Origin of the sequence: Prosthecobacter fluviatilis (assembly GCF_042655725.1) — a bacterium.
In the GTDB taxonomy this organism is placed as follows: domain Bacteria; phylum Verrucomicrobiota; class Verrucomicrobiia; order Verrucomicrobiales; family Verrucomicrobiaceae; genus Prosthecobacter; species Prosthecobacter fluviatilis.
Map to the genome: position 1 here is coordinate 129,082 of NZ_JBHSMQ010000007.1, position 25,996 is coordinate 155,077.

Below are 25,996 nucleotides of genomic sequence, written 5' to 3' on the forward strand. Positions count from 1 at the left end.
ATGTGTCTGTTTTTGCTGATGCCTCTGATGACGCTGCCTGTGCCTTTGAGCGCAGCGACTGTGATCTGGGATCCCGCGCAGGATCAAAGTGGCAGTGGAGGTGCCGGTACTTGGGACATGACCACTTCCAACTGGCTTGGAGGTGGAACTGATGACATCTGGAATAATGCAGGCGGAAACACGGCGGCCTTTCAGGGCGCGGGCGGTCTGGTCACCCTGGCCGCAGGAATCACCGCTGGCGGGCTGAGCTTTGATACCTCCGGGTACACACTCGTCAGCAACGGGCTGGCGCAGGTTCTCACCCTCGGGGCAGGGGGGATTGCGGTGGGGGCTTCCAGCGGGACGATCACGATCGGTGACAGCAAGCTGACTTTGGCGCTGGGTGCAGCCGAATCATTCACCAACAGCTCCGGTGGTCTGCTTTCCATTGTGGGGAGCATCACCAATGGTGGCAACCTTCTCACCCTCGCCAACACATCCAGCGGGGATATGACGAGCAGCGGTGGCATCAGTGGCGCAGGAGGGCTGACCATCAACAGCACGGGCACGGGCATCGTGACACTTTCTGGCAGCAACTCATATACAGGGGCCACCAGCATTCTGGCAGGTACCCTGAAGGCAGGAAGCGCCTATGCTCTCAGTGCGGGCTCGGCGCTCTCTCTGGCCAATGTCGCGGGAGCCACGCTGGATCTCAATGGCTTCAATCAATCCGTGGGCTCTCTCTCTGGCGGCGGTGCGCTGGGCGGAAACGTGGTGCTGGGGAATGGCGCGGTGCTGACGATCGGCGGAGCGCTTACTTCGGCTGTGGGCGGCTATTCTGTGAACACAAACATCGCCAACTCCAGTTCATGGAACACTTTTGCCGGTCTGCTGTCCGGCAGCGGGTCCCTGGCGATAACGGGCGGAGGTGTGGTGTACCTGACCAACAACAACAGCTACACCGGATTTACCAACGTCCTCGGCGGCACCCTGGTCATCAGCAACATGGGGCAGCTGGGGGCCTCCACCACGACGATCTCCGTTGCGGGCTTGAACAGCTCGCTCGCCGGTGGTGCGCTGGTGGTGCAGGGCGGCACCACAGGGCTCAATTTTACCCGCAATCTGGGCGTGGCGGGCTACGGCATCAGTGGTGCCAACAACAGCGCCGGATATGCCTTGGTGAACATCGGCAACAATAATTTCAGCGGCATCTTCACCGCAGCCTCGAACACCGAGACACGTGTGGCTTCTGTCGCTGGAACCATGAACTTCACCAGTGCCTCCACGATCAACATTGCCGGCGGGCTTGACCTTCAGATCAACGGCTATGGCAACTCCAGCTTCAACGGTTTCGTGACCGGAGGGACTGTGGGCTCTCTTTCATTCTACCGTTGGAGTGGCGGCGGTCTGCTTGGTCAGGTCACCCTGGCCAACCCTTACAACAACTTCCTCGGAGCAGTGGAAGTGACCGGCTCTTTCCTCCGTGCCTACTCGCCGGGTGCCCTGGGAGCCGCCGTTGACATCAAATCCATTTATTCCTACGCCGGCACCTACGAACTGCGCGTGGATGAAGGCAACACGGACTTCTCGAAAAAGACGGTTGCCTATGTCAATGCCGCTGGTTCCACCATTTATGCCGGGCGCTCAGTCGGAGGTGTGGGCATCAATCAAACCGTCACCATTGGCGGCGCCAGTGTGAACGGCGTCGTCTCTCCAGGTCTCAATGAAGCACTGTTTTCCACCAGCGCGCTCGTGACCACTTTCAACGGCAATGACGGCTATGGGATCACCATTGGGTCTGGAGGGACGATCGCCTATGGCTTCTCTGCCACCGCCGGGAACAACCACAGCTATACCAGCAGCCTGAACGGACTGCTCACGCTGAACACGAGCTTTCTCTCCCAGGACAGCACCGCCACCCGGACCTATACCATCACCGCCAACGGTGATGTGCTGCTGACCGGCAACCTGCTGAGCTCCGTGGGCAACGTGGACCAGATCTGGTCCAAGGCCGGGTATGGTGCTCTGGCCATTCAAGGTACAGCCTCCACCAATGTCGGCGTATTTAACATCACCAACGGCAGTGTGTACGTCAATGCCCTGAGTGCGCTCAATGTGAACACTACCACGGGCACGGGCAGTGGTGGCATCCAGATTGGAAGCACCACCACCAACGGCATTCTGAATTACCTGGGATCAGCCGCAGGCGGTGTGGGGGAAACTTCCAACAAGGCCATCCTGCTTTCAGGCACGACGGGTGGGGCGGTGCTGTTTGCCAATCAGCAGCAGGCGGCGGCAAACACTGGGGCCACGGGGCTCACGCTGACCAGCAGCATCGCCGCTCCGGGAGCGGGGGCCAAAACACTCTACCTGGAAGGGTACAACAACACGGGCACAGCTGCGGTGATCAATCAGATCACTGGCGTGATCCTGGACAATGGTGTTCTCGCGGCGAACAGGACCTCGCTCATCAAAGGCGGTTCCGGCACCTGGCTCTATGCGCCGGCGGCTTCTTCCTACGCAGCTGCAGCAGTGGCCGCAGGCGCCACGGTGGCCACGAACAACACCACCTCAAGTGGCGGAACGGTGCTGAATTTTGCCAGTACCAATGGGCTGGCGGTGGGACAGCAGGTCTTCGGTACAGGCATCGCCGCGGGGACATACATCAGTGCGCTGACGGCCACCACGGTCACCCTCAGTGTGGGCACGTCCGGTGCCATCAGCAGCGGTGCTTCCATCGTCTTTGGCGGTGAGGCCTCATCTGCGGCCACCATTCCCACCATTGCGACCAGCGGCAGTACCGCCTCAGGAAGCACGTCTGTGACACTCGCCAGCACGACGGGGCTGAATGTGGGGATGATCGTTACTGCAAGCGCGGGCCTTCCAGCGGGCACCTACATTACAGCGATCAACAGCACCACCAACACCATCACGCTGAGTGCTGCCACGACCGCAGCCATTGCCGCCTCCTCAGCACTGAGCTTTAACGGCGCCGCCAACACCAACGTTGTCACTCTGGCGAATGCCTCGGGACTGGTCGTGGGCCAAAGCGTGACGGGGGCCAACGTGCCTGCCGGGACTTTCATCACGGCCATCTACGGCAACAATGTGGTTTTCAACAACACCATTGCCACTGCCATCGGTGCAGGCAGCACGCTGTATTTTGGCAGTGTCGGGGCCACCGGTGTGGCGCAGAGCTTCAGCGGCACAGTGACGGTGGCGGGCGGTACGCTGCAGGTCCAGCCCACGGCAGCCAGCGGCAACGGCTCCGCGCCGCTGACAAGCAGCAACAACCTGGTGTTCTCCACGGATGTCCTCACTGGAAACGGATATGCCGGAGGCACTTTTCAGATGCTTGGATCTGCGGCCGCAGGAGCCACGGCGATGACCGTCGGGCAGCTCATTCCCACTGCAGGACAGGGGAACATCACCACCACGGCCAACGGTGGCACGCCGACACTTACCTTTGGCAATGCCACCCCCATCGGCACGCGCGGCGCAGGTGCGGTGCTTAACTTCAGTGCCGGCGCTGGCACTGCCATACGCTTCACCACTTCGCCCACTCTGGTGAACGGAATCATCGGCCTCACCACGAACAACGGTTTCGCCTACTACACAAACCCAACCACCAGCGCGGTGGACTTTGCCACCGTGACGGGCACAGGGCCCTACGTGGTGTCTGCCTATGCGGGCTATGTGTCCGGGCTGCCCGCCTCGCTTTCCACCGCTACCAGCACCTACTGGCTGAGCAGCGGCACAGTCACCACCACGGCGCCGGAAACGATCAATGCGCTCAAGATCTCCGGCAATACTTCTCTGACCCTTGGCGGAGTGCTGACACTCGGCACGGCGGGCAGCACCAGCGGCGTACTTTTCGACAACTCCACAGGCTCGGCCACCATCAGCGCCAGCTCCGCATCTTTCACGCTGGGCGGTGCAGGCAGTGAAATCATCGTCTATACCGGTGGCAGCAACAACGACAACACTCTCACCATCAGCGCAGCCATCAGCAGCGGTGCAGGGGCTCTGACCAAGGCAGGCTCGGGCAAGCTGATCATCAGCGGCGCGAATGCCTTCACCGGCAACGTCAACATCGACGCAGGCACCCTTCAGCTGTCGGGCGCCACTGCCACGCTGGGCGCCATCACCACTGTTGGCAACATTACCGCTGTCCGCCAGGATGCCGTGCTCGACCTCAACGCCGCAGGCGCGGGCAATACCATCACGATCGGCGCGCTCACAGGTGCGGGCACTGTCACCAACAGCGGTGGCGGCAGCAACACGGCAGCCACGCTGAACATTGGTGCGTACAACGTCACCACCACGGCCAGCGCCGGTTTCTCCGGTCTGCTGAAAGATGGTGATGGCGTGCTCAATGTCACCAAAAACGGCTCGGGCACGCAGTATCTGAATCCTCTCAACGGAGCCGTCTCCAGCACCACTCCCACTGGGCAGACACTGGGCAGCATCGGTTACAACACATACAGCGGTGTGACCACCATCGCCCAGGGCACTCTGGCCGTGTCACTCCTGGCCAATTACGGCAGCGTCAGCAGCATTGGCACTGGCAGCGCCCAGGGGAATGCCGCCAGCCTTGTCCTCGGCAGCTCCGCAGGTGCTGCGGCGGGCGTGCTTCAATACATAGGGCAAAACAGCAACTCCTTCCTTTCGACCATCCAGTCACCGTCCGTGCAGACGAACCGCCTTTTCACACTCGCGGGCAATGGAGCCCTGGATTCCTCAGGAGGATATGGGAACTCAGCCGTCGGCACCGGCAACCAGAACAACGCAGCCATCTGGTTCACCAACACCGGATCTATTGCCTTCTCCACCTCCGGTGCGAAGACGCTGACGCTGCAGGGCAACTCCACGGGAGACAACGAGATCGACCTGAAGCTTATCAACAACACCATAGACAGCACGGCGCTCAGCGTGACCAAGGCGGGCACGGGCCTGTGGATCCTCGGCAACGCCGCCAACACTTACAGCGGCGCCACCACCATCTCGGCGGGCACTCTGCGCGCCCAGGACGCAGGCTCCACGCTCACCACAGCGACTACTGTTGCCAATGCCACCGCCTCGACGGTGCTGGATCTCGCCAGCACGGCGGGACTCGCGGTGGGCCAGACGGTCACCGGTGCCGGCATTGCCCCCGGGACCACGATTGCCAGCATCCTCGGCCCTTTGCAGATCCGGCTGAGCACCGCAAACACCGTGGCCAGCGGAACGTCCCTGACCTTTGGCAGTGTCGGCAGTCTCTCTGCCAACAGCAATCTGGTGCTGGCAGGCGGGGTGCTGGAGACCTCCGGCATTTTCACACGCAGTCTGGGCACGGGGGCAGGGCAGGTGCAGTGGCTCTCAGGTTCCTCCAACGGTGGCTTTGCGGCATCAGGCTCTTCGCTCATTGTTGCCATCGGCGGTCTTTCGTCGCTGTCGACGCTGACCTTTGGCTCTTCCACTTTCACCAGCGGCACCTTGCTGCTGGGCTCTGCCACCGCACTTTCAGACACGACCATTCTGAATCCTATCGATCTGAACGGGGGCGCAAGAACCATCACCGTCACGGACAATGGAACCACCGCTGCTGACATCTACACGCTGGCCGGTAACATCAGCGGAGCCACCGGCAGCTCGCTGACTTTGTCCACACCCGCAGGCACCATGTTCCTCATCAATGGGGCAAACACCTACACCGGCAACACCTTCATCAGCGGGGGAGGTGCCTTTGCGGTTCAAAGCATTGGGGCAGGCGGCATGTCGAGTTCCTTTGGTGATGCCACCGGAACGCTGAACCTCGGCAATGGCACCACTGCCGGTGGCTACCTCCTCTACGTCGGCACTGGCGAAACGGTCACACGCACCATCAATCTCAACACGACCACCGCCAGCAACACCATCGACTCCAGTGGCAGCGGAGCGTTGAACATCACCAAGATCATCAATCTTGGCAGCGGTGCCAAGGGGTTGACTTTGACGGGGGAAAGCCGCGATGCCAACACCATCACCTCTGTGCTGGCAGACAATGGGGGAAGCCTGTCCCTGACCAAGGGCAACGGCGGTGTCTGGATCCTGAACGGGGCCAACACCTTTACCGGCGGCGTCACCATCTCCGATGGTTTCCTGGGCATTGGCTCCGGCTGGAGCACCATCTCCGCCAGCAGCGCCAATCCGCTGGGCATGAGCGCAGGCACACTGCTCACTCTGGGAGCCACAGGCGGGATGTTTACGCTGAATTCGGCGGGAACCACCATCGCCAGCACCGTTTCTCTCACGGGCTCTTCCGGCATCAATTTCACCTTCAATGGCCTGAACTCCATCGCATTCACCGGCACCACCATCATCAACCTGGGAGCTGCAGGCTCCATCTTCAACAACATCGCCCCCAGTGGCACGCTGACATTCGGCGGTCCTTTTTCGGTGACTGCCAGTGCGGCGCTGACCCTCGGAGGCACAGGAAACACCATCTTCAATGCAGGCCTGCCCTCGACCTACACTTCGCTGCTGACCTTCAACACGCTCGGCACAGTGACCCTGAACGCGAGCAATGCGCATACCGGCGGGGTGAGCTTGACGGAGGGGAATGTCATCGTGAATGCCAAGAATCCCTTTGGCACCTCGGCCGGAACTTTCACCTTTGGCGGGGGAACGCTGAGTGCCGGCTCCCTGGCGCTGACAGGGACCAATGCCATCGTCAATCCCGTGTCTATCACCAGTTCTGTGACCGTGCTGTCCGGGAGCAACTCGATTGAGTTTGCCGGTGTGCTGGCTCTTGGGGCCAGCCGGTTGATGACCAACAACATTGCCGGCGGGTCATCCTTCATTCTCTCCGGGGGGATCACCAACACCGCCGCCTCAACCCTGACTCTGGCCGGTTCTGGCAATGTGCTCATCAGCGGTGTCTATAACGCAGGCACAGGCGCAAACGCCCTCGCTTATTCGGGCACCGGTACGCTGACGCTGACGGCAGCCAACCTCTATACCGGAGCCACCACGCTGAACAGCGGTACGACGGTGATCAACGGAGCGGCTGGCGCCCTGAGCGGCACGTCCGGCATTACCGTGAATCCTTCCGCAACACTTACGCTGGACAACAGCGGATCCGCCCTGGGCAATCGTCTGGCCAATCATCCGCTGACACTCGCCGGTGGCACGTTCAATTTCATCGGCAACAGCGCGGGAAGCATTGAGGGCACAGCCGGCACAGGAGCCGGGGCTCTGGTCATGGGGACAAGCGGCCAGAGCGCCATGAACATCACCAGCAACGGCGGCACCACCAAGCTGAACTTCTCCTCACTGACCGTCAACGCCGGCAGCACACTGGATGTCACCTCCAATGTGGCCCTCGGCACCAGCACCAACCAGGTGAACTTTGGCAGCTTGTTGAACACAAGCGCAGCCACCGTGACAGGGACCACCCTTACCGTTGCCTCAACGACGGGGCTTGCCACCGGCCAGGCTGTGACGGGTGTCGGCATCCTGAACGGCACCACGATTTCGAGCCTCACCAGCACCACGGTCACACTGAGCCAGGCTGTGGCTGCTTCCGGAGTGGCCTCCGGGAGTGGGATCACTTTCGGTGTGCCTGCGTATGGGGCGATCACCTCTTCCGCCAATGCGCTGCTTCCCCGCATCACCATCGGAGGCACCTCCTGGGCGGCCATGGGGGCCAATGGTCTCACCACTTTTACCAACTACAGCACTCCAGCTGATGTCACACTTGCGAGCCTGATCTCGACGCCGACGATCACGCTGCAGGTGACGGGCAGTACCACGAATGCACTCTATTCAGCCGGGGCTGCACCGGGCGGTCGCATGCTCAATGCACTCTCCATCAACGGCAACGGCCTCACCGTGGGTGTGGGCACGGATGCCGCAACGGGGCTGGCCAGCGATCTCTCACTCACCCTGAGCAGCGGTGGCATTTTGGTGAATGGCGGTACGAACACGCTGAACGCCACACGCATTGTGCTGGCGCCGGTGAACGTGACCACCACTGCCAATCCCAGCACGACGGGCACGGAAGCCATCATCCAGGTGGCGAGCGGTTCCACCTTGAATCTCGGCGGCACGCTCGTCGGCACCCTGGTGACCAATCAAAATCTCGCAGGCACCAACTTCTTCCCGAACACAGCGAGCCCCGTGGCCAGTGTAGCCATCAGCGGGCTGACCAAGGGGCTCAGCGGAAATCTCAACATCACCGCCCGGCAGTTTTACACCGGGGCCACTGTTCTCAACGGCGGCACCACGAAGCTTGCGGCCGGGAACAACACCCTGTTTGACAACGGAGGCGCGCTGACGGTGAACTACGGAGCCACGCTGGATCTGAACGGCACCGTGCAATACGTGGGCAACTTCAGCAGCAATGGCGGCGTGGTTCCTGGGGCTGGCGGTACGGTCACCAGTAGCAATGGACCCGCTTTGCTGGTTTCCAACGCCACCACTGGCACCTGGGCAGGCAGCATCACCGGCAGCCTGGCCAATGCCATCACGTTTGCCCGGGTCAACGGCAACACCACCCTGATGCTTTCCGCCAACCCCTACTACGGTGCCACGATCATTCTGGGGGGCGGGCTCACGCTTCAGGATAATGCCACGCTCTCCAACACCTCCTCCATCACGCTGAATTATGCGAACCTCAGCCTGAACAACAACACGGATCTGTTCACCAACAACAATGACCGCATCAATGACGCGGCGACGATTTCCATCAACGCTGGCAACATCATTCTCACCGGACGCGCCAACACCTACACTGCCGAGAGCCTGGGGGCCCTCACTGCAGCCTCGGGTGTCAGCACCATCTCGGTGGCCATCGGGGGCACCGGTACGTTTTCGAATGCAGACCTGGGTTTCGCCAGCATCACACGCACAGCGGACGCCATCCTGAACTTCCTCGGCACCACGCTGGGGGCTGATGGCTCGAACCCGCGCATTCTCGTCACCAACAGCGCCAGCATGGGGTACAGCACCGCCACCGGCGTCATCGGGGCCTGGGCCATTGCCAACTCGGACACATGGGCGGGCTTCAATCCCTCGATGGGCATCGGCGCAGTGGGAACCGTTGGATATCAAGGCTACGCCGGCGGCTACATGTCCGGAGGTACCGTCACCACCACCACGGCGGTGGCGGGAGCCAACGTGCTGAACACCTACTCTGGCGGCACGCTCAACGGCTTTGGCGCAGGCAACGTGACCAACATTCTCAACGGCATCGCCGGCATCAACCAGGTGATCACTCTGCCGTCTGGCGGTGCGACCACGGACTACCTGCGCTTTGCCGGTGTGGCTGAAAACGACCTGGCGTTCACCAGCCCGGACGATGTGCTGAACATCATCAAGGGGGGGCTCCTTCACAGCAACAGCGGCGTGGGGTCCACCATGATCGGCACGCCCGGGGTCCGCGGCTTCCTGACTACAGGCGGCACGGCAACATCGGGCACTTCTGAGCTGGTGGTATATAACACCGCAAGTACTGTCACAGGCACGGGTGTCGCCGGTACGGGCACGGTGGCCAACAGCAACGTGGTCACCATCACTTCGACCACTGGTCTCTTTGCAGGCATGGCGATCAGCGGGACGGGCATCCCCACCGGCGCATACATCACCCAGGTGCTGAGCGGAACCCAGTTGTCCATCAACTACAATGCTCTTTCCACCAGCGGCGCGCAGACCCTGACCTTTGCCTCCGACATGGTGATCAATTCCATCATTCAGGACAACGGCCTGGGGAGTGTGACGCGCCTGAACAAGGCTGGCACTGGCACACTCACACTCACCGCTGCAAACACCTACACAGGTGGCACGGTCATCAATCAGGGCACCGTGAATCTCGCGGCCGCGACCGCCGGCACCATCGTGATTCCGGGCGGCGGACTCACGCTCGTGGGCGCCGCCACCGGCGTGACCGCCACCACGCTGAATGTTGGCATCAGCGCTTCCGGAGGCAATGCGGTCGGCATCGGCGGCCAGATAGAGTCCAGCAACACCCTGACCATCATCGGCAAGTCCACTGTGAATCTGGCCGGCACGCAGACGCTGAACAGTCTTGTGTTTAACAACAACGGTGGTGAAGGGGCTCCCACCGTGACCACGGCCACGACCATACCGGTGAGCGTGCTCAATCTATCGAGTTCAGCTCCCATCACAGCAAGCTCCAGCAATCCAGCCACCGTCTCCCTCATCAGCGTTGCATCCCTCGGTCTCGCCACGGGCCAGAACACCATCACGGTGAACCCCATCCAGATCGCAGGCAGCACGGTCACCCAGCTGACGGCCTCTCTCTCCATTGCTTCTCCAATCGTGGGCATCGGCACGACAGGTGCGGGCGTTGGCATCACCAAGGCGGGCAACGGGCTGCTGCAAATGAGCGGTGCCAGCACATTTGACGGTGGTGTGAATCTCTCTGCAGGTGGCATAGCCATCGGTGGCAGCAGCATTACCGCTGGCGTGGGTGGCGCGGTGATCAGCGGGCCTCTCGGCACGGGCACGTTCACCATCGGCACAGGCACCTACCTGACTTCGACATCAGCCGCCAACGTGATCTCCAATGCGCTGGTATTGGGTGGCAATGATCTCAGCTACAAAGGACCAAATGGTTTGACGCTGAACGGATCTCTGACCCTCAATTCTGGCAGCACAACGGTGAATGTGGATGTTCCCGGAACATTCCTCACGCTGGGTGGTGTCATCACCGATAACGGTGGTGCGGGCGGCGGGGCTTCGAGCATCATCAAGACCGGTCTTGGCACTCTGGCTCTGACCAACAACAACAGCTTTGGCGGTTCCATCATCGTCAATGAAGGTGTCATGGTGCTGGGGGGAGTCACAGGCAACACTCCACAGCCTCTGGCCAATGCCAATGTTACGATCACCAGCAATGGCACTCTGGCGCTTGAGAACAATGGTCTGAGCAACAGCGGTCTCATTGTTTATCAGGGACTGTCGATCACCGTCAATCCGGACTCCAACTATGCGAACCTCTTCGTGGGCAATGCGGCCGGCATCGGCGTGACGGTCTCTGGCAACGGCACAGGCAACGCCATCAAAGTGCCGCAGCTGACGATGACCGGAACGCAGGTGCTGAATCTGACCAGCGCCAACGCGTATTCGATCATCTTCCAAAACGTCACAGACACGACGGGGGCTCCCCGCTTCAACGTCGCAGCTGGCACGACGGCCTACGTCTACGGTTACACGGCTGGAAACAAGCCGGTCAACATCGGCCTGGGTTCCCTGTATTTCCCCGACATCGTGACTCAGGGCACGACCACGACCGTTGCCACCAATCCTATTGAGCTTTCCAGCTACAATGGCAGCAGCTACTACCCGCTGCTGATTCAAGCGCCCTCGACAGCGCCATCCACCACGCCGGCTGGCTACACGGCTGGTGGTTTAAATGCCGGCTACAGCAGCCTTGCTGCCGCGCAGGGAGTTCTCAATGTCAATGTGGCGGGCATCGGCTTCTCCGGCGTCGGCACCGTGGGCCTGCTGAACGATGCAAGCATGAACAATCGTGCGGCAGCGACCTCGGCCTCATTCACCAACGGCATCAGCACGCTGCAAGGGCTGCTGAAAATCACCACGGGCGGCACCTACACTTTTCGCAGCGCCTCGGATGACGCGAGCGTGCTTTACATCGACGGTCAGCTGCTCATCAGCGACATCGGTCCTCATGCCGGGCTGACCGAGGCCACGGGGAATGGACAGATCACGCTTAGCAGCGGCTACCATACCATCACCTACACCGCCTACAATGCCACGAGTTCCGGCTCCTACCGGCTGCTCTACTCAGGTGCTGACACAGCCAGCAATGGCGTGGGCAATACCGTGGCCGGGGCCACGGGCGGCTTCCAGTCCATCTCCTCCAGCAATCTCTTCTATGCCACGGCGGCGCCGACTGCGGCCAACAGCTACAACTTTGCGGCGATCATTAACAACAACTACACCCTCGCTGCCGGCGCTTCGGCCACCATCGACACGCTTGCCTCGCCGCTGGGCGCTGTGATCGCGCCAATGACCGGCACGGCCATGGTCTTGAACAACAACTCGAAGCTCAACATCGTGAACGGTGCGAACGGCATCTACGGCGCAGGATGGGTCGGTGTGGATGGGGCGATCACGATTGGGAACGGCGTGGTCATCGCCACCACAAACACCGCCAGCCAGGGCGCGGGAACTCTCAATTTGATCGGTGCCATCACTCATGCAGGTGGCGGCACTGCGAATGCCATGTACAAGGCAGGCACCGGCTCTTTGATCCTCGGTGGCAGCAATACCGGCTTCACAGGCGACCTCGTCATCCAGTCCGGTTTTGTCCAGCTCAACAGTGCGTCAGCCCTGAGCGGCGGTACCACGGCCAGCCTCGGCGGTACGCTCATTCGCAACATCAACTCCTCGACGACCTCTCTGCCAACAGTGACCAGCGGTTCCACGACGCTCACGCTGGCAGGCGCTGACACAGCCACCTCGCTTTCCCTGCAGGTCGGCATGAGCGTTTCCGGCACAGGCATCCCTGTGGGTACGTACATCACCGCCATCAGCGGCACCACGGTGACGCTCTCCCAGGCCGCTGTCTCCAGCGCTTCCGGCACCTATTACTTCAATGCCTCAGGCATGCTTGATCTCAATGGCCAGACTTCGGTGGCTGGAAATGTGACGATCAATGGCGCGGGGGCGCTCATTCCCTCCGCCTCCGCCACACCGACGGCCGTTCTTGCCGCAGGCTCCAGCGGCGCCCTGTGGAACAGCAGCCTCACCGCCGCCAGCCTGAGCGGCATACTCACCCTGGGCTCCAGCTCCACGGTGGGTGGCAATGGCGACCTCACGCTGAACTCCATTGTGGGCGGCAGCGGCATCACTCTGACGAAACAGGGTACGAATACTCTGACGCTCAATGCCAGCAACGGCACCCAGGTTTTCAATACCAGCATCTCGCTCGGTACGCTCAAGCTGGGCAACGCCGGAGCCCTGGGCGCTGCGTCCAACACGATCACCATTGCCACCGGTGCCGTTCTCGACTTGAACGGCATGACACTCACCAATGCCAACGCCCTGACCATCTCCGGCGTCGGCTACGGCGGCAGCGGCACGATTACAGGCTACGGCAGCGTCAGCTCGCTCGGCGCATTGATCAACACCTCCACCACCGCAGCCAGCTACGCAGGCGTTGTCACGCTCGGGGGCGCCACCAGCATCGGTACGAACTACATCAACTCAACCAGCGGGCTTGGCGCCACCACCTTTGGCGATCTCACACTCGGGGCGCAGGTGACCGGCAGCACCACACTTACCAAGGTGGGGGCCAACACCCTGAGACTCACCGGCGTGACCTCCGCCTCCACCGTGACGGGCCTGACCGTGGCCTTGGGCAAAGTGGTGATCTCCGGCGCATCTACCACGATGCTAGGCACCACCACCACCGCGATCAATATCAACGGCGGCCCCGTCACCGGCCTCACCCCCTCCAACACGCTTCAGCTCGATTACACCGGGCTCGGTGCCACTTCGGTGAACCGGCTCAATTCCCACGCCATTACCATGAACGGCGGCACGCTGCTGCTGACGGCCAATACCGGCAACATCACGGCGCAGAATGAATCCCTGGGGGCCAACAGCCTGACGATTGCCGGCGGCTTCAATCTGATCACGCTGGATGTCAATGCCACCTCCACCCTGGCGCTGTCCACCACCAGCACGAACACCATCACTCGTGCGGCCAACACGGGAACCTTGCTCATTCGTGGTGCCGGCCTGGGCACCGCCGCTGTGCTCACGGTCGGCAAGACCAACGTGGTGCTCGGTGGCGCGCCCACGGCCATCGGTCAGGCGGGAGCTGCCGCCGCCAAGAACGCGGCCATCATTCCCTGGATGATCGTGGATGACACTGGCAGCGGCGGTTCTGGTGTCAGCTTCGCCTTCTATGGGACAAATGGACTTCGTGCACTGGTGGCAGGGACGGAAATGGACACCACTTTCACGGCCTCCAACAACATCCTGCTCAACACGACGACGGCTCTCACGGCCGGTGCCGCCATCGGCACTTATGCGGGTACGGCAGCCACTGCTTATACATCGACGAACGTCAACTCCCTGACCTTCAGCACAGCCCTGAATCCAACGCTGACGATCAACTCCGGACGCAATGTGACCGTGGAGAGCGGCGGCATCCTGGCCACTGTGAGCTCCACCATCGGCGCGGTCGGCGGCGGCTTTATCAATGCGGCCAATGCCAGTGGTTCTACGCGTGAAATCATCATACATACCGCTGGCAGCGGCACGACGCTGACGGTCAATGCCGCTCTGGGTGGCGTCATCGCTCCATCCACCAGCGGCCTGACAAAGAGCGGCAATGGCACCCTGATCCTGGGTGCAGCGCAGAACAACTACACCGGTCAGACGCGCATCAATCTGGGGACGCTGCAGCTTGCTGCCGCGTCTCCCACCACCAACAGCCTCTTCTTCCTTGCCACCACCGGTCCTGCGATTTCCACGCTCACCTCTACGCTGAACGCCAGCGCGCTCACCGTGAATGCAGGCGCTACGCTGGACCTGAATGGCAACACGCAGACCACTGGCAACTTTACCAGCGTGGGCATTCTGCCCGGTACAGGCGGCGTCGTGACCAATACCTCCACCACGGCCTCCACCCTCACCATCGCCAGCAGTGCCGCAGCGGACTGGGCGGGGCAGATCACCGGAGACGCGTCGCACATCATCAATTTCGTCAAGACAGGGGCATTCACACTCTCCATGCATGACAACAACAGCTATGCCGGCAGCACTACGATTCAGGGGAGTGTCGTTTCCCTGATCGATCAGGGCAGGCTCTCCGCCACCAGCGGTATCTTCGTCCGCAACGCGGTCCTTCAGTGGAACGACACCGGCATTCAGGCCATGAGCAACCGTCTTGCCTCAAACGTGCCGCTCACGCTCAATGGCGGTGCCTTCCAGTTCATCAGCCGCAGCGGCACTGCTGGCAGTGCTTCCATTGGAAGCCTTGCCTTGACCGGCGCAGCAAACGAACTGCGTCTGGACGTAGGGGCCGGCGCCGGGGCAGGGACGGGCATCGGGACGGCGACCCTGAACATCACGGGGGCATTTTCACGCAGCCTCGGGGCCACGCTGAACTTTTATGCAGGCACCGGCACGATGGGAGACAACCCCTCCATCCTTTTCACCACGGCGCCCACTCTGACCAATGGCATCATCGGCGGCTGGGCCACTGTTATCGGGCTGGACTCTGTCGTCGCCAGCACAACGGCCAACGCAGAATTTGCCACTTACGATCCTGTCACCGGGGTGCGGGGACTGACCGCTGCCATGCAGACCACCAGTTTTGCCACCTCCACCAGCACAAGCAATCTGCGCTTCGGTGACACGGCCATCACCGTGCCAACCGGCGGCGCCGTCGTGAACACGCTGACCTGGAACGGTCTCACGGCGGCACGCGCCCTTTCCTTCAGCTCGGGCACCGATACGCTGATACTCACCAGCGGCGGTCTGCTCGTGGGAACCAACAACTTTGCAACATCGATCGGCAGCACGGCGGTTCGAGGCCAGCTCACAGCGGGCTCAGGGCAGTCTGAACTCTTCCTGCACGTGGGAGCCAACGTCCTCACGGTGAACTCCTCCATCATCGACAATGGTGTGAGCGGCGGTCTGAACCTCGTCATGGACGGTCTGAGCCAGAGCACCAGCACACCCACGCTGACACTGGCCGGAGCCAATACCTATCTGGGCACTGCCTATGTGAACGCCATGGTGGTGAATCTCAACAACCTCAGCGGTGCAGGCAATGCCATCACCGGCAGTCTCATCATCAGCGGTGGCAATAACAATGCCACGGACTCCATGCCCATCGCGAATGCCCAGGTGGTGAATCTGGCTTCGCAGCAGATCGCCGACAGCGCCACCGTGACCGTGCGCGGTGGTGCGCAGTGGACGCTCAATGGCTTTAATGAAACCATCGGCAGCCTCGTCTTCAACAGCCAGGGTGGAGGCACCGCAGGGAATGGACCGATCGTCCTCACGGGCGCAGGTGCGCTGACTCTCACGGGCGGCATCACCTCCACCAGTCTTGATGATGTGCGTGCGGTGCCGGCCCTGCTCGGGCTGCTCAGCCTCGCAAGCAGCACGACGGTGACCGTGGATCCAGTCACCAATGCCGCGGTGAACGGCAACAACCAGCTCGGTCTCACCATCAACAGCAACATTCTCTCCAGCGGCACGATCCTCAAAGCCGGAACCGGAGCGCTTCAGTTCGGCGGTGTCAGCTATGTCGCGAACACCTTCGGTTTCACCGACGGTTCCAGCGGTGCGATCGTGCTCGGCGCAAATTCCAACTACGCGGGCACCACGATCAATCTGGGCTACAGCGGCAACATTCTCGACATGCGCGGCCAGACCAACCTGCAGGTGGGGACGATCACGGGCGTCGCAGGGGCCATCATCAAGAACTTCAGCGTGGCCACGGCGGGAACGCTTGTCACTGGTGACAGTACCGGGGGCACTTTTGCCGGGACCTTCAGCAGCGACTACTTCACAACCGGTTCCACAGGCGGTGTGCTCAATGTGACGAAGATTGGTTCCGGCAACTGGGTGCTCACCGGCGACAGCAGCGCAGGCATCAGCGGCACATTGCTGGTGAATGCCGGCACGGTCACTCTCAGCGGCACGACCGGAAAGATCGGCTTCGCAGTAGAAACACTCTCCCAGGGAGGCGTGCTCACGCTGGACAACAGCGGCGCTGCCGCCAATGCGATCAACAACCGTCTCGGTGGCGCAGTGGCGATCTCCGGCACGACCCGCATTTTGAACTTCCAGGGCGGTACGCTGAACTACCTGGGCAACAACAATGCATCACTCACCGAAACACTCGGCACCATGACCCTCGTGGCCGGTCAAAGCCTATTCAACCTCACGCCCAGCACGGGAGCCTTCGGCACGACGGTGAACATCACAACAGTCACCGCCCAGAGCGCCACCAACACCGGGACGCTCGTCATTTCCACCACAGGCATCCTCGGCGGAGCCGCAGCCGGCACAGGACGCGTCAATGTCTTCGCCACCACCCCCACCTTGGTCAGTGGCATTCGCCCCGACATCATCGGCTCTGACAGCACTGGCACTGGCCTAGTCACTTCAGACACCAACGGCTTCCGCCTCCTCACCTCGGCGGACACGGCGCTCGGTTACTTTGCACCCACCGGCAGCTATCTCGGCACGGCGACTCCAGGGGCCATCACCGCATTGGTCGGTACGGCCTCCAATGCAGCTGCCGGATCGAATGTCTTTGCCACTTCGCAGAATCTGAATCTCTACGCATCGACCACCATCAACTCGCTGACCCTGAGCAGCGGCGGTGGCGTGACCTCGACCGGCGGTGGCATCGCCGTGAACTACGCCACCAGTCTTGCCACTGGCACCATGCTCTTCAATGCATCTGGCGCGCTCAACACACTGACGATCACCAGCGGGGCCGTGGTCTCGAAAACGGGCAACGCTGGATTCACCGGCGGTGCGCTTACCCAGGGGGCGGCAGGACTCATATTCCACACCTTGGACACGCTCACCGTGAACTCCTACCTCGTCGGCAGCGGTGCGTTGGTGAAGGCTGACAGCGGTATCCTCAATCTGCAAAAATCCAGCCTCATCTCCGGGGCCACCTTTGTGAATGCCGGAGAGCTTGATCTCACCAGCGGTGCCAACACCCTCCTCGTCATCCCCACGGCCACCGTCGTCACTACAGCCGCGCTCAATCTCAACGGCGGCACCGTGGATCTCAATGGCTTCAGCCAGGCCATCGCATCCCTGACTCAGACCAATGGCAATCTTCTGCCCGGCGCGGCGGGCACGGTGACAAACACCGGCACCACCGCCACGCTTTACACCATTCCCAGCACGGCGACGACGACCTTCCTAGGTACGATTGCCGGAAACATCACCCTCGATAAATCAGGCGGGAACAATCTGGTGCTGACCAATACGGACGGTCGCAACGCGAACATGCTCACCAACATCCGTGGCGGCACGCTGACCCTCAAGGACAGTGGCACGATCACCAACGACGGTGCCATTACGGTGTATTACTCTGGCCTGACTCTGGACAATTCCGGGCTGTCTGCGCTGACATCCCGCACCGGCTCGTCTTCCATTAATCTGGTAGGCGGCACTTTGACCCTCGGTGCAAAGCAGGGAACCGATGCCCTGGGCATTGCCGGTGCTCTCAATCTGGTCTCCGGTGGCAGCATCATCGCTGCCAACCTGTTCGGCAGCAGCGCCACAGGTACGGGGTCTGCGGTATGGACACTCGCCAGCCTGAATCAAAGCGGCACCGCGACCGTCAACTTTACGGTGGGTGGTGGTACGCTTGGCGCCTCCGTTCTCGGCATGAATGGTCTCGCTCCCCTCACGGCGTCGTCCAATTCTCAAATCATCATCACTTCGGCTCCCACGCTCGTGAATGGCATCATCGGCGGCTGGGCGGTGGTGGGCGGCACAGACTTTGCCAGCTATCGCTCCACCATTGATCCTGTGACAGGAGCCATGGGTGTGGGCGCACTTGGCCTCTCCATTAACAGCACCACGCCGTTTGGTGCTTACTCTGCCAGCCTGCTCACTGCTGGCGTGGCCACTGACAACATCACCATTGCCGCGAGTGCCACCAACGTCACCAGCCGCACAATCAACTCCCTGCGCATCTCCGCCGTCTCGACTGTGACACAGAGCACGCTGGGAGATGCCATCGACATCGCTTCCGGCGGTTTGCTCACCAACGGCGCAGCCAGTGTCCTTGCTGGCGGCCGTCTCACTGCTGGGGCACCCACCAACACGTCCTCCACTCTTTACAACTACGCCAACAACACGGCCACGATCAACAGCGCCATCACGAACTACAGCAACAGCAACCTTCTCACGCTCGTGAAGTCCGGCGCCAGCACCACGACGCTTAATGTTCTGCCGACGGTGTGGACGACCTCCACCACCACCAGTTCAAACATCGTCACGGTGACAGGCACCGCCGGCCTTGCGATCGGTCAGGTGGTCAATGCCAGCGCGGGGCAGACCGCAGGGGCAGTGGTCATCGGCATCACGGACGCCACGCACTACACGCTCAGCGCGAATGTCGTTACGGGCAGCACCACCGCCGCCGGTACTCAGTTCTCCCTGCCCACCTCGCAGGTGCTGACCATTCCAAACAGCGGCTTCACCAGCAATACGATCACCGTCCCTGCCGGCAGTGTCATCTACCCTGGCATGAGCGTGAGCCTCGCCGCTGCTGCCGCAGGGGGGGGCGCGCTCACCGCGACCACGGTGGCCAGTGTCTCCGGAAACATTGTTACGCTGAATGGCTCTTTCTCCACAGTGCCCACCAGTGCCGCCACGGTGCTCTTCGGAACGATCGCCGCATCCACCGCCACCACCGCCTTGGCCAGCACCACTGCGGGCAGCAATGTCGTGACCCTTTCCACCTCCACGAGCGGTCTCTATATTGGCGAGGTCATCTCAGGAAATGCGAACATTCCGGCAGGCGCGACGATCACGTCCATCATCAGTCCGACAATCTTTACGATCTCCGCCCCAGCCACTGGCACCGGCGGCAGTGTAGCCACCATCATCACCACCACCGCCTCGGCGCCGACTGCACAGTCACTCACTGCGAGCACGGTCAGCGGCAGCAACACCATCACCGTTCTGGGCACACCCACCTTGTTCGTCGGCCAGTCGGTGCAGGGGAATGGCATCCCTCAAGGGGCCACCGTTACCGGCATCGTTCAGGGCACGGGCGTCACCATGGTCACCCTCTCCCAAAACGCCACGACGACCGGTGCTGCGAATGAATACTTTGGGCTGCAGCCAGTAGGACTCACGGTGTCGGGCGCCACGCTCGCTTCGAGCGCGACGGTCACGGTGGCCAGCACAGCCGGGCTTGTTCCCGGTCAAAGCGTCAATGGTGCAGGCATCCCCATAGGGGCCACGGTCAGCAGCATCACAGACAGTACACACTTTGTGCTCTCCGTTCCAGCACTTATGACTGTGACGTCTGCTCCGTTCACCATCGGTGCCGCGCTCAATCCCTCCGGCGGCAGCATCACCGGAGTGCAGGCCAGCACCACGGCGGGTTCTGCTACGGTCACTGTGGCCAGTACCATTGGCCTCTATGTGGGCATGCCTGTCACAGGAAATCCGAGCATTCCCGCCGGTGAATTCATTACCGCCATCACGGGGCCCACGACCTTCACGATCACCACGGGCGCAGGCGTCACTGCCGGTACCAATGTGGCCACCACGATCGGCTCGCCCACCATCGGCGGGTATTCCAATTCCTATTCCGGGCCGACCATTGTGAACCAGGGGGCGGGATCGCTGACTTTGAGCGGCACCCTAGGCAGTGTCCAAGTTCCGGGAGATTTGATCCTCAACAACGGCAATGTCACGGAAACTCTCAGCGGGCAGATAGCCTCCGGCAGCAACATCACCTTCAATGGCAATGCCGGCGTGCTGACCCTCGTCGGCACCAATGCCTTCGCCACTCTGACCTTCAATGGCGCCGGTGGAGCGCAGGCCACGACCAACATCACTGGCGGCACCTTTGTGCTCAGCGGTACGACCAATGCCATCACGGCGGTCAATGACAGTTACGGCAGCACGCCAATTATCTCGAATGCAACGATCTGGGAGCTCGCGGCGCTGAATCGCACCATCACCACCTCCGGGCTCTCGCCGATTGATTTGATTTTGAATAACGTCATTCAGAACCTCATCGGTGGCACCAGCTCTGCGGCAGGCATTATCAAAGCTGGTTCTGGCTCGCTCGTGCTCGGTGGTGCCAGCACTTTCAACGGAGGCGTTCAGTTGAATGAGGGCACGCTTATCCTTGGCGCCAGCAGTTCGCTGACAGCGGCGGGCGTTCCGCTCATTCAGAGCAGCACAGGTCCGCTAGGCATCGGCACGCTGACAATCGCCGGAGGGACCACCCTGCAGTCCGGCGCCGCCATTCAGACCGTATCCAACAACGTGACAGTCAACGGTGACTTCACCTTTGGTGGCATGGTGGCTGCCAATGGCGTGATCCTCAATGGTGCTGTCAATCTGGGCAGCGCCACTCGCACCATCACCGTCAGCAGCCCGCAGAACACCTCCACGCTGGGCGGCGCCATCTCCGGCTCTGCAGGTCTGAACAAGGCTGGCAATGGCATTTTGAAGCTCAGCAGCGGTGGCAACTCCTATACCGGCACCACCACGGTCAGCGGCGGTCTGCTCCAGATGGGGGTGGCCAATGCGCTTCCGCTCACCGGTGCGGTGTCTGTGGGCGCTGGCGGTGTTTTTGACATCGCCAGTATGGCGACTACCATCGGCGCACTCTCTGGCTCCGGTCTCGTCACAGCCTCGGGAACGGCGGTCCTCACGGTGGGCAACGGTGCGAGCGGCAGCTATCAGTTTGACGGCATCATGGCGCAGGGCACCTCGCTCGGCCTTACCAAGATCGGCGGCGGCACGCTGACCCTAACGAATCTGAACACCGCCAGCGGCAGCATGACGGTGTATCAGGGCGGGGTGACTCTCAGCGGCGCCTTTGGCATGATCTCCTTTGCAGACACCATCGCCTCCACCGGCTCGCTCACCATTGACAACACCCTGAACAATCTGACCAACCGTCTCGGCGGCAAGGCGCTGACCATCCAGGGCGGCTCCGTGATACTGAACGGCACCAGCGTGGCCAGCACTAACACATCTGAAACCGTCGCCACTCTGACCGTCTCAAATGGCGGCGGCTCCCTGACCCTCAACGGCGGCACAGGCGGGAACACCACGTTCACCGCCACCACACTGACAGCGGAAGCCCTGGCCAGCGGCGGCAGCCTGCTCATCCGCGGATTGTCTTCCACCACCGGAGCTGGCCTTGCAAACATGACCACGTCCAGTGCATTCAGTGCTACCGCCGGCGTGGCCATAGCCGGTGTGACCCAGGGCGGCGGCGCCAGTGGAACCAGCACCATGACCATTCGTGCGGACATCATCGCAGACGCCTCCGCCACAGGCACGGGCACGGGGTTCCTCGTGAAAGACACCGGTGCAGGCACCTACCTGCGCGCCATGGCCACCAGCGAGCTGGCCACCACGCTCACCAGCAGTCTGACCACAAACTTTGGCAACTTCAGCGCCACGCAGACCTACAACGCTGCGACCTCGCTCAACAGTCTGACCTTGAACACCGCCTTTGCCATCACCTCCACTGGGGGCGGCCAGGCTGCCCAGGGCTCGGTCATTCAAAACTACACCAACACCGGCGTGCTCAATGCACTGCTCCTCAACACCGGTGGCATCCTCAATACCTATGATGGCACCAGCACGATCAATGCCGGATCCATCACCACGTCCGGAAACGTCCAGTTCCAAATTCACGTCACCGGCACCTCCGTGCTCAATCTGAATGCCTTCCTGCTTGGCACCACCGGCGGTCTGGTCAAGGCGGACGGCGGCACGCTGAATCTGAACAACGCCGCCTACTATGCCGGACCCACGACAATCAACGGCGGCGTGCTCAAGCTCAACAGCGGCTCCGCCAACACCCTTCTCGTCGCCCCCACCGCCACCGTGGCCACACTACAGAATCTCTTCGTCAATGCCGGCACTTTGGATCTCAATGGCAAGGATCAGGCCGTGGCCGGACTCAGCAACAACAACACCGTCGGCGGAAGCGGCGGCTCCATCATCAGCGCGACCACTGCCAATCTTTTCACCACCTCCAATGGAACCACCTTTGGCGGTGTGATCGGCGGTGGCTCGAGCAACAACGCCATCAATCTCTACAAGGCCGGAACTGGTTCCCTCACACTCACCAGCGCCAACACCTACACGGGCACGACCAATGTTCAGGGAGGCTCCCTCGTGCTGCAGGACAGCGGATCTCTCGCCAGCACCACTTTCACCGTCAGCGGTGCCACGCTCTCTCTCGTGAACAGCGGCCTCTCTGCCAGCAACACACGCATCTCCAGCACGGCGGCCATCACCCTGAACTCCGGCACCATCAATCTCACCGGGGCCAATCAATCATCCACCGCTGAAACCATCGGCATGGGCACGGGCGTGGCACTCAATCAGGGGCTCAGCACGATCACCGTCACCGCTCCTGCTGCCGCCACCAACAACACCGCGGCGCTGACCATCGACAATCTCACACGCACCATCGGCACAGGTGCGGTCGCCATGTTCACTGGCACGGCTCTAGGCCAGACGCTGCCCGGAAGCGCGCAGATTTTTGTGAACAACCTCAATGGCGGCACGCTCGCCAGCGGCCTGCTCGGTGGCTGGGCCACGGTGGGAGCGACAGCCGCCACCAACGACAACTGGGCCACCAACATCTCGGCACAGACACTGACCGGAAACGTCGCGACGACCTTCAACAGCAACATCGTGACCCTCACCTCAGGGGACACCACCACCATGATCGTCGGCCAGCAGATCAGTGGCACGGCCATTCCCGTCGGTTCCTACATCACGGGCATCACCAGCGCGACGGTGTTTACCATCTCGCAGAACGCCTCCGCTACAACTGCCACGGGGAATGCCGCACTCACCGCCGCCGGCATCTCCGCCCTGAACGCCGCGGCCTACACGGTTGTCAGCGCCACAGGCTCTCAAAGCACCACCACCGCCAGCGGCAACTATCAGTTCAGCGGGATCACCGCTGCGATCAACCTCGCCGCAGGTGGCAACACCGTGAACTCCCTGCAGCTTACCGGAGCCGCAGCCGGGGCGCAGATTCTCGATCTGGGGGCGGGTGCGCTGATCATCACATCAGGTGGCATCATGCGCACCAGCATTGGCACGTCCGGAACCACAACCCTGCAAAACGGAATTCTGACGGCGGGAGCCAACAACGGCACCGCAGCCGAGCTGGACATCTACGCCAACAACACCGGCCTCATGTCGCTCTCCACCGGACTGGTCATCGCGGACAACGGCACTTACAACGCAGGCGTCAGCGGCAACATGGTCAGCCTCGTCAAATCCGGCACGGCGGGCCTCACCATCTCCAGCGCCAGCAACAACACCTACACCGGCGGCACGGTGGTCAATGCAGGCACGCTGACTCTCAGCAATGCCAGCGCAAATGGCACCAGCAACGTTTCGATTGCCGCCGGAGCGGGCACCAACGGCAGCTCCACCATCACGGGCTACAGCCTGGTCATCAACAACGGCGCGACGGTCACGGAAACGATCGCCAACCAGATCGCTCAATCCGCCAGCGTGCTGATCAACGGCGGCGGCACGCTGACGATGTTTGGCACGAACACGCTCTCCAGCCTGACCTTCAATGGCAACGGCGGCACGGCCACACCCACGGTGGCCACGGCCACACTGCTCAATCTCAGCGCCGCCAACGCCATCACCGTGACCAATGACAATCTGGCCAGCACGCCGACCATCAGCGGCACAGGGCTGACGCTGACAAATGCGTCTCCCGTCATCACCGTGAACGGCCTCTCTCCCGAAGGCCTGATCATCTCCGCGCCGCTCACCACCACGGGCGGTGGCACGATCAAGAAGCGCGGCACGGGCTCGCTCGTTCTCAGCGGTTCCACGGCGCATGTGCTGGCCGGCGGCCTGAACATTGAGCAGGGCACGGTGATCTTTGACAACACCGCAGCCACCACGCCTTACGGCACGGGCACCATCACCATCGGCTCCGGCACCACCATCCTGGCCGGTACCGCCGCGCGCAGCATTGGCAATGCCACCAACGTCGTCGGCGACTTCACCTTTGGCGGCACGGCCGCCACGCACAACCTGACTCTGGTCAACACCATGACCCTCGCTGCGGGTTCGCACACCATCACCGTCGCAAGCCCACAGGTCACCGCTACCATTAGCGGCCAGATCACCGGCGGCACAAACCTGACCAAGGCGGGCGCGGGCACCCTGATCCTCAGCTCCTCGGCCAACAACTACGGCGGTTCCACCACTGTCTCCGGCGGCGTGCTCCAGCTCGGCCTCGCCGCGGTGATTCCAGACGCCTCGGCCCTTATCGTCGCCGCGGGTGCTGCTTTCGATCTCAATGGCAAGTCTGAAACTCTCGGCTCCCTCGCTGGAGACACCACCACCACCGGCGGGATGATCACCAACTCCGTCACCGGTACTTCGGCCACACTGACCGTCGGTGCAGACAACACCAGCACGACGTACGCAGGCATCCTCACCGACACCAAGGGCGGCGTGGCCACCACGGGAAATCTCATCCTGGTCAAGACCGGCACGGGACTCCAGACGCTCACCGGAAAAAACACCTACAGCGGTGCCACCACCATCGGCGGCACAGCGGGTGGTTTGCAGATCCAAAACACGAGCGGCAGCGCCACCTTTGCCACACTGGGCAACACCGCCATCACCGTCGGTTCTGGTGTGTCCCTCATGGCGACCGTGGCCACCGGCGCGCCTACCACGGTCATCAATGTCGGCAGCACCACCATCAGCACCGAAGGGGCCAGCCTGAACCTGGGCGCAGGCTCCAAACTCGACATGCGTGACAGTGCGCTCGGTACGTTCAACATTCTCGAAGGCGCCACCTTCGCGCTGACCGGCCTGACGGCGTCCTCCACTTCCAACCTCTACTTTGACATCGGCAGCGTGTCCGCCGTCTCGGGCGTGTATGGCGGTGCGGACAAGATCACGGTCACCAAGAACGCCAGCATCGCCTCTGGTGCCACAATCAATCTTAACGCCGTCACCGGAGCCACGGGCATCGCCACAGGCGTCATCCAGCTCATCACCGCAGGCGGTGGCTTCACCGGCACGGGCACAAACAACTTCACCCTCGCCAACACGACACTCACACTCGCCGGCGCCTGGGGCAGCAAGACCTACAACTTGACGCTCGCAGGTGCGCAGAACACCACCACGCAGACGGCGCTGAACGTCACCGTGGTGGCCCCGACCACAGCCTATTGGTCCGGCTCTCTCGATGGCAGCTGGAGCACCAACAACGCCGGTGGCGTGACCAACTGGCGCACGGACG

At 61.9% G+C, this 25,996-nt stretch carries 1 protein-coding gene (cut by a window edge); it reads left to right on the plus strand.

Translation table 11 applies throughout. The features are described 5' to 3' along the window. Nucleotides 1-25,996, plus strand: partial view of an autotransporter-associated beta strand repeat-containing protein gene (locus ACFQDI_RS18185; RefSeq protein ID WP_377169428.1) — the 5' portion only. The gene runs 1,316 nt beyond the window's last position; only the first 25,996 of its 27,312 coding nucleotides appear in the window; the start codon lies at nt 1-3; the stop codon falls past the right edge of the window.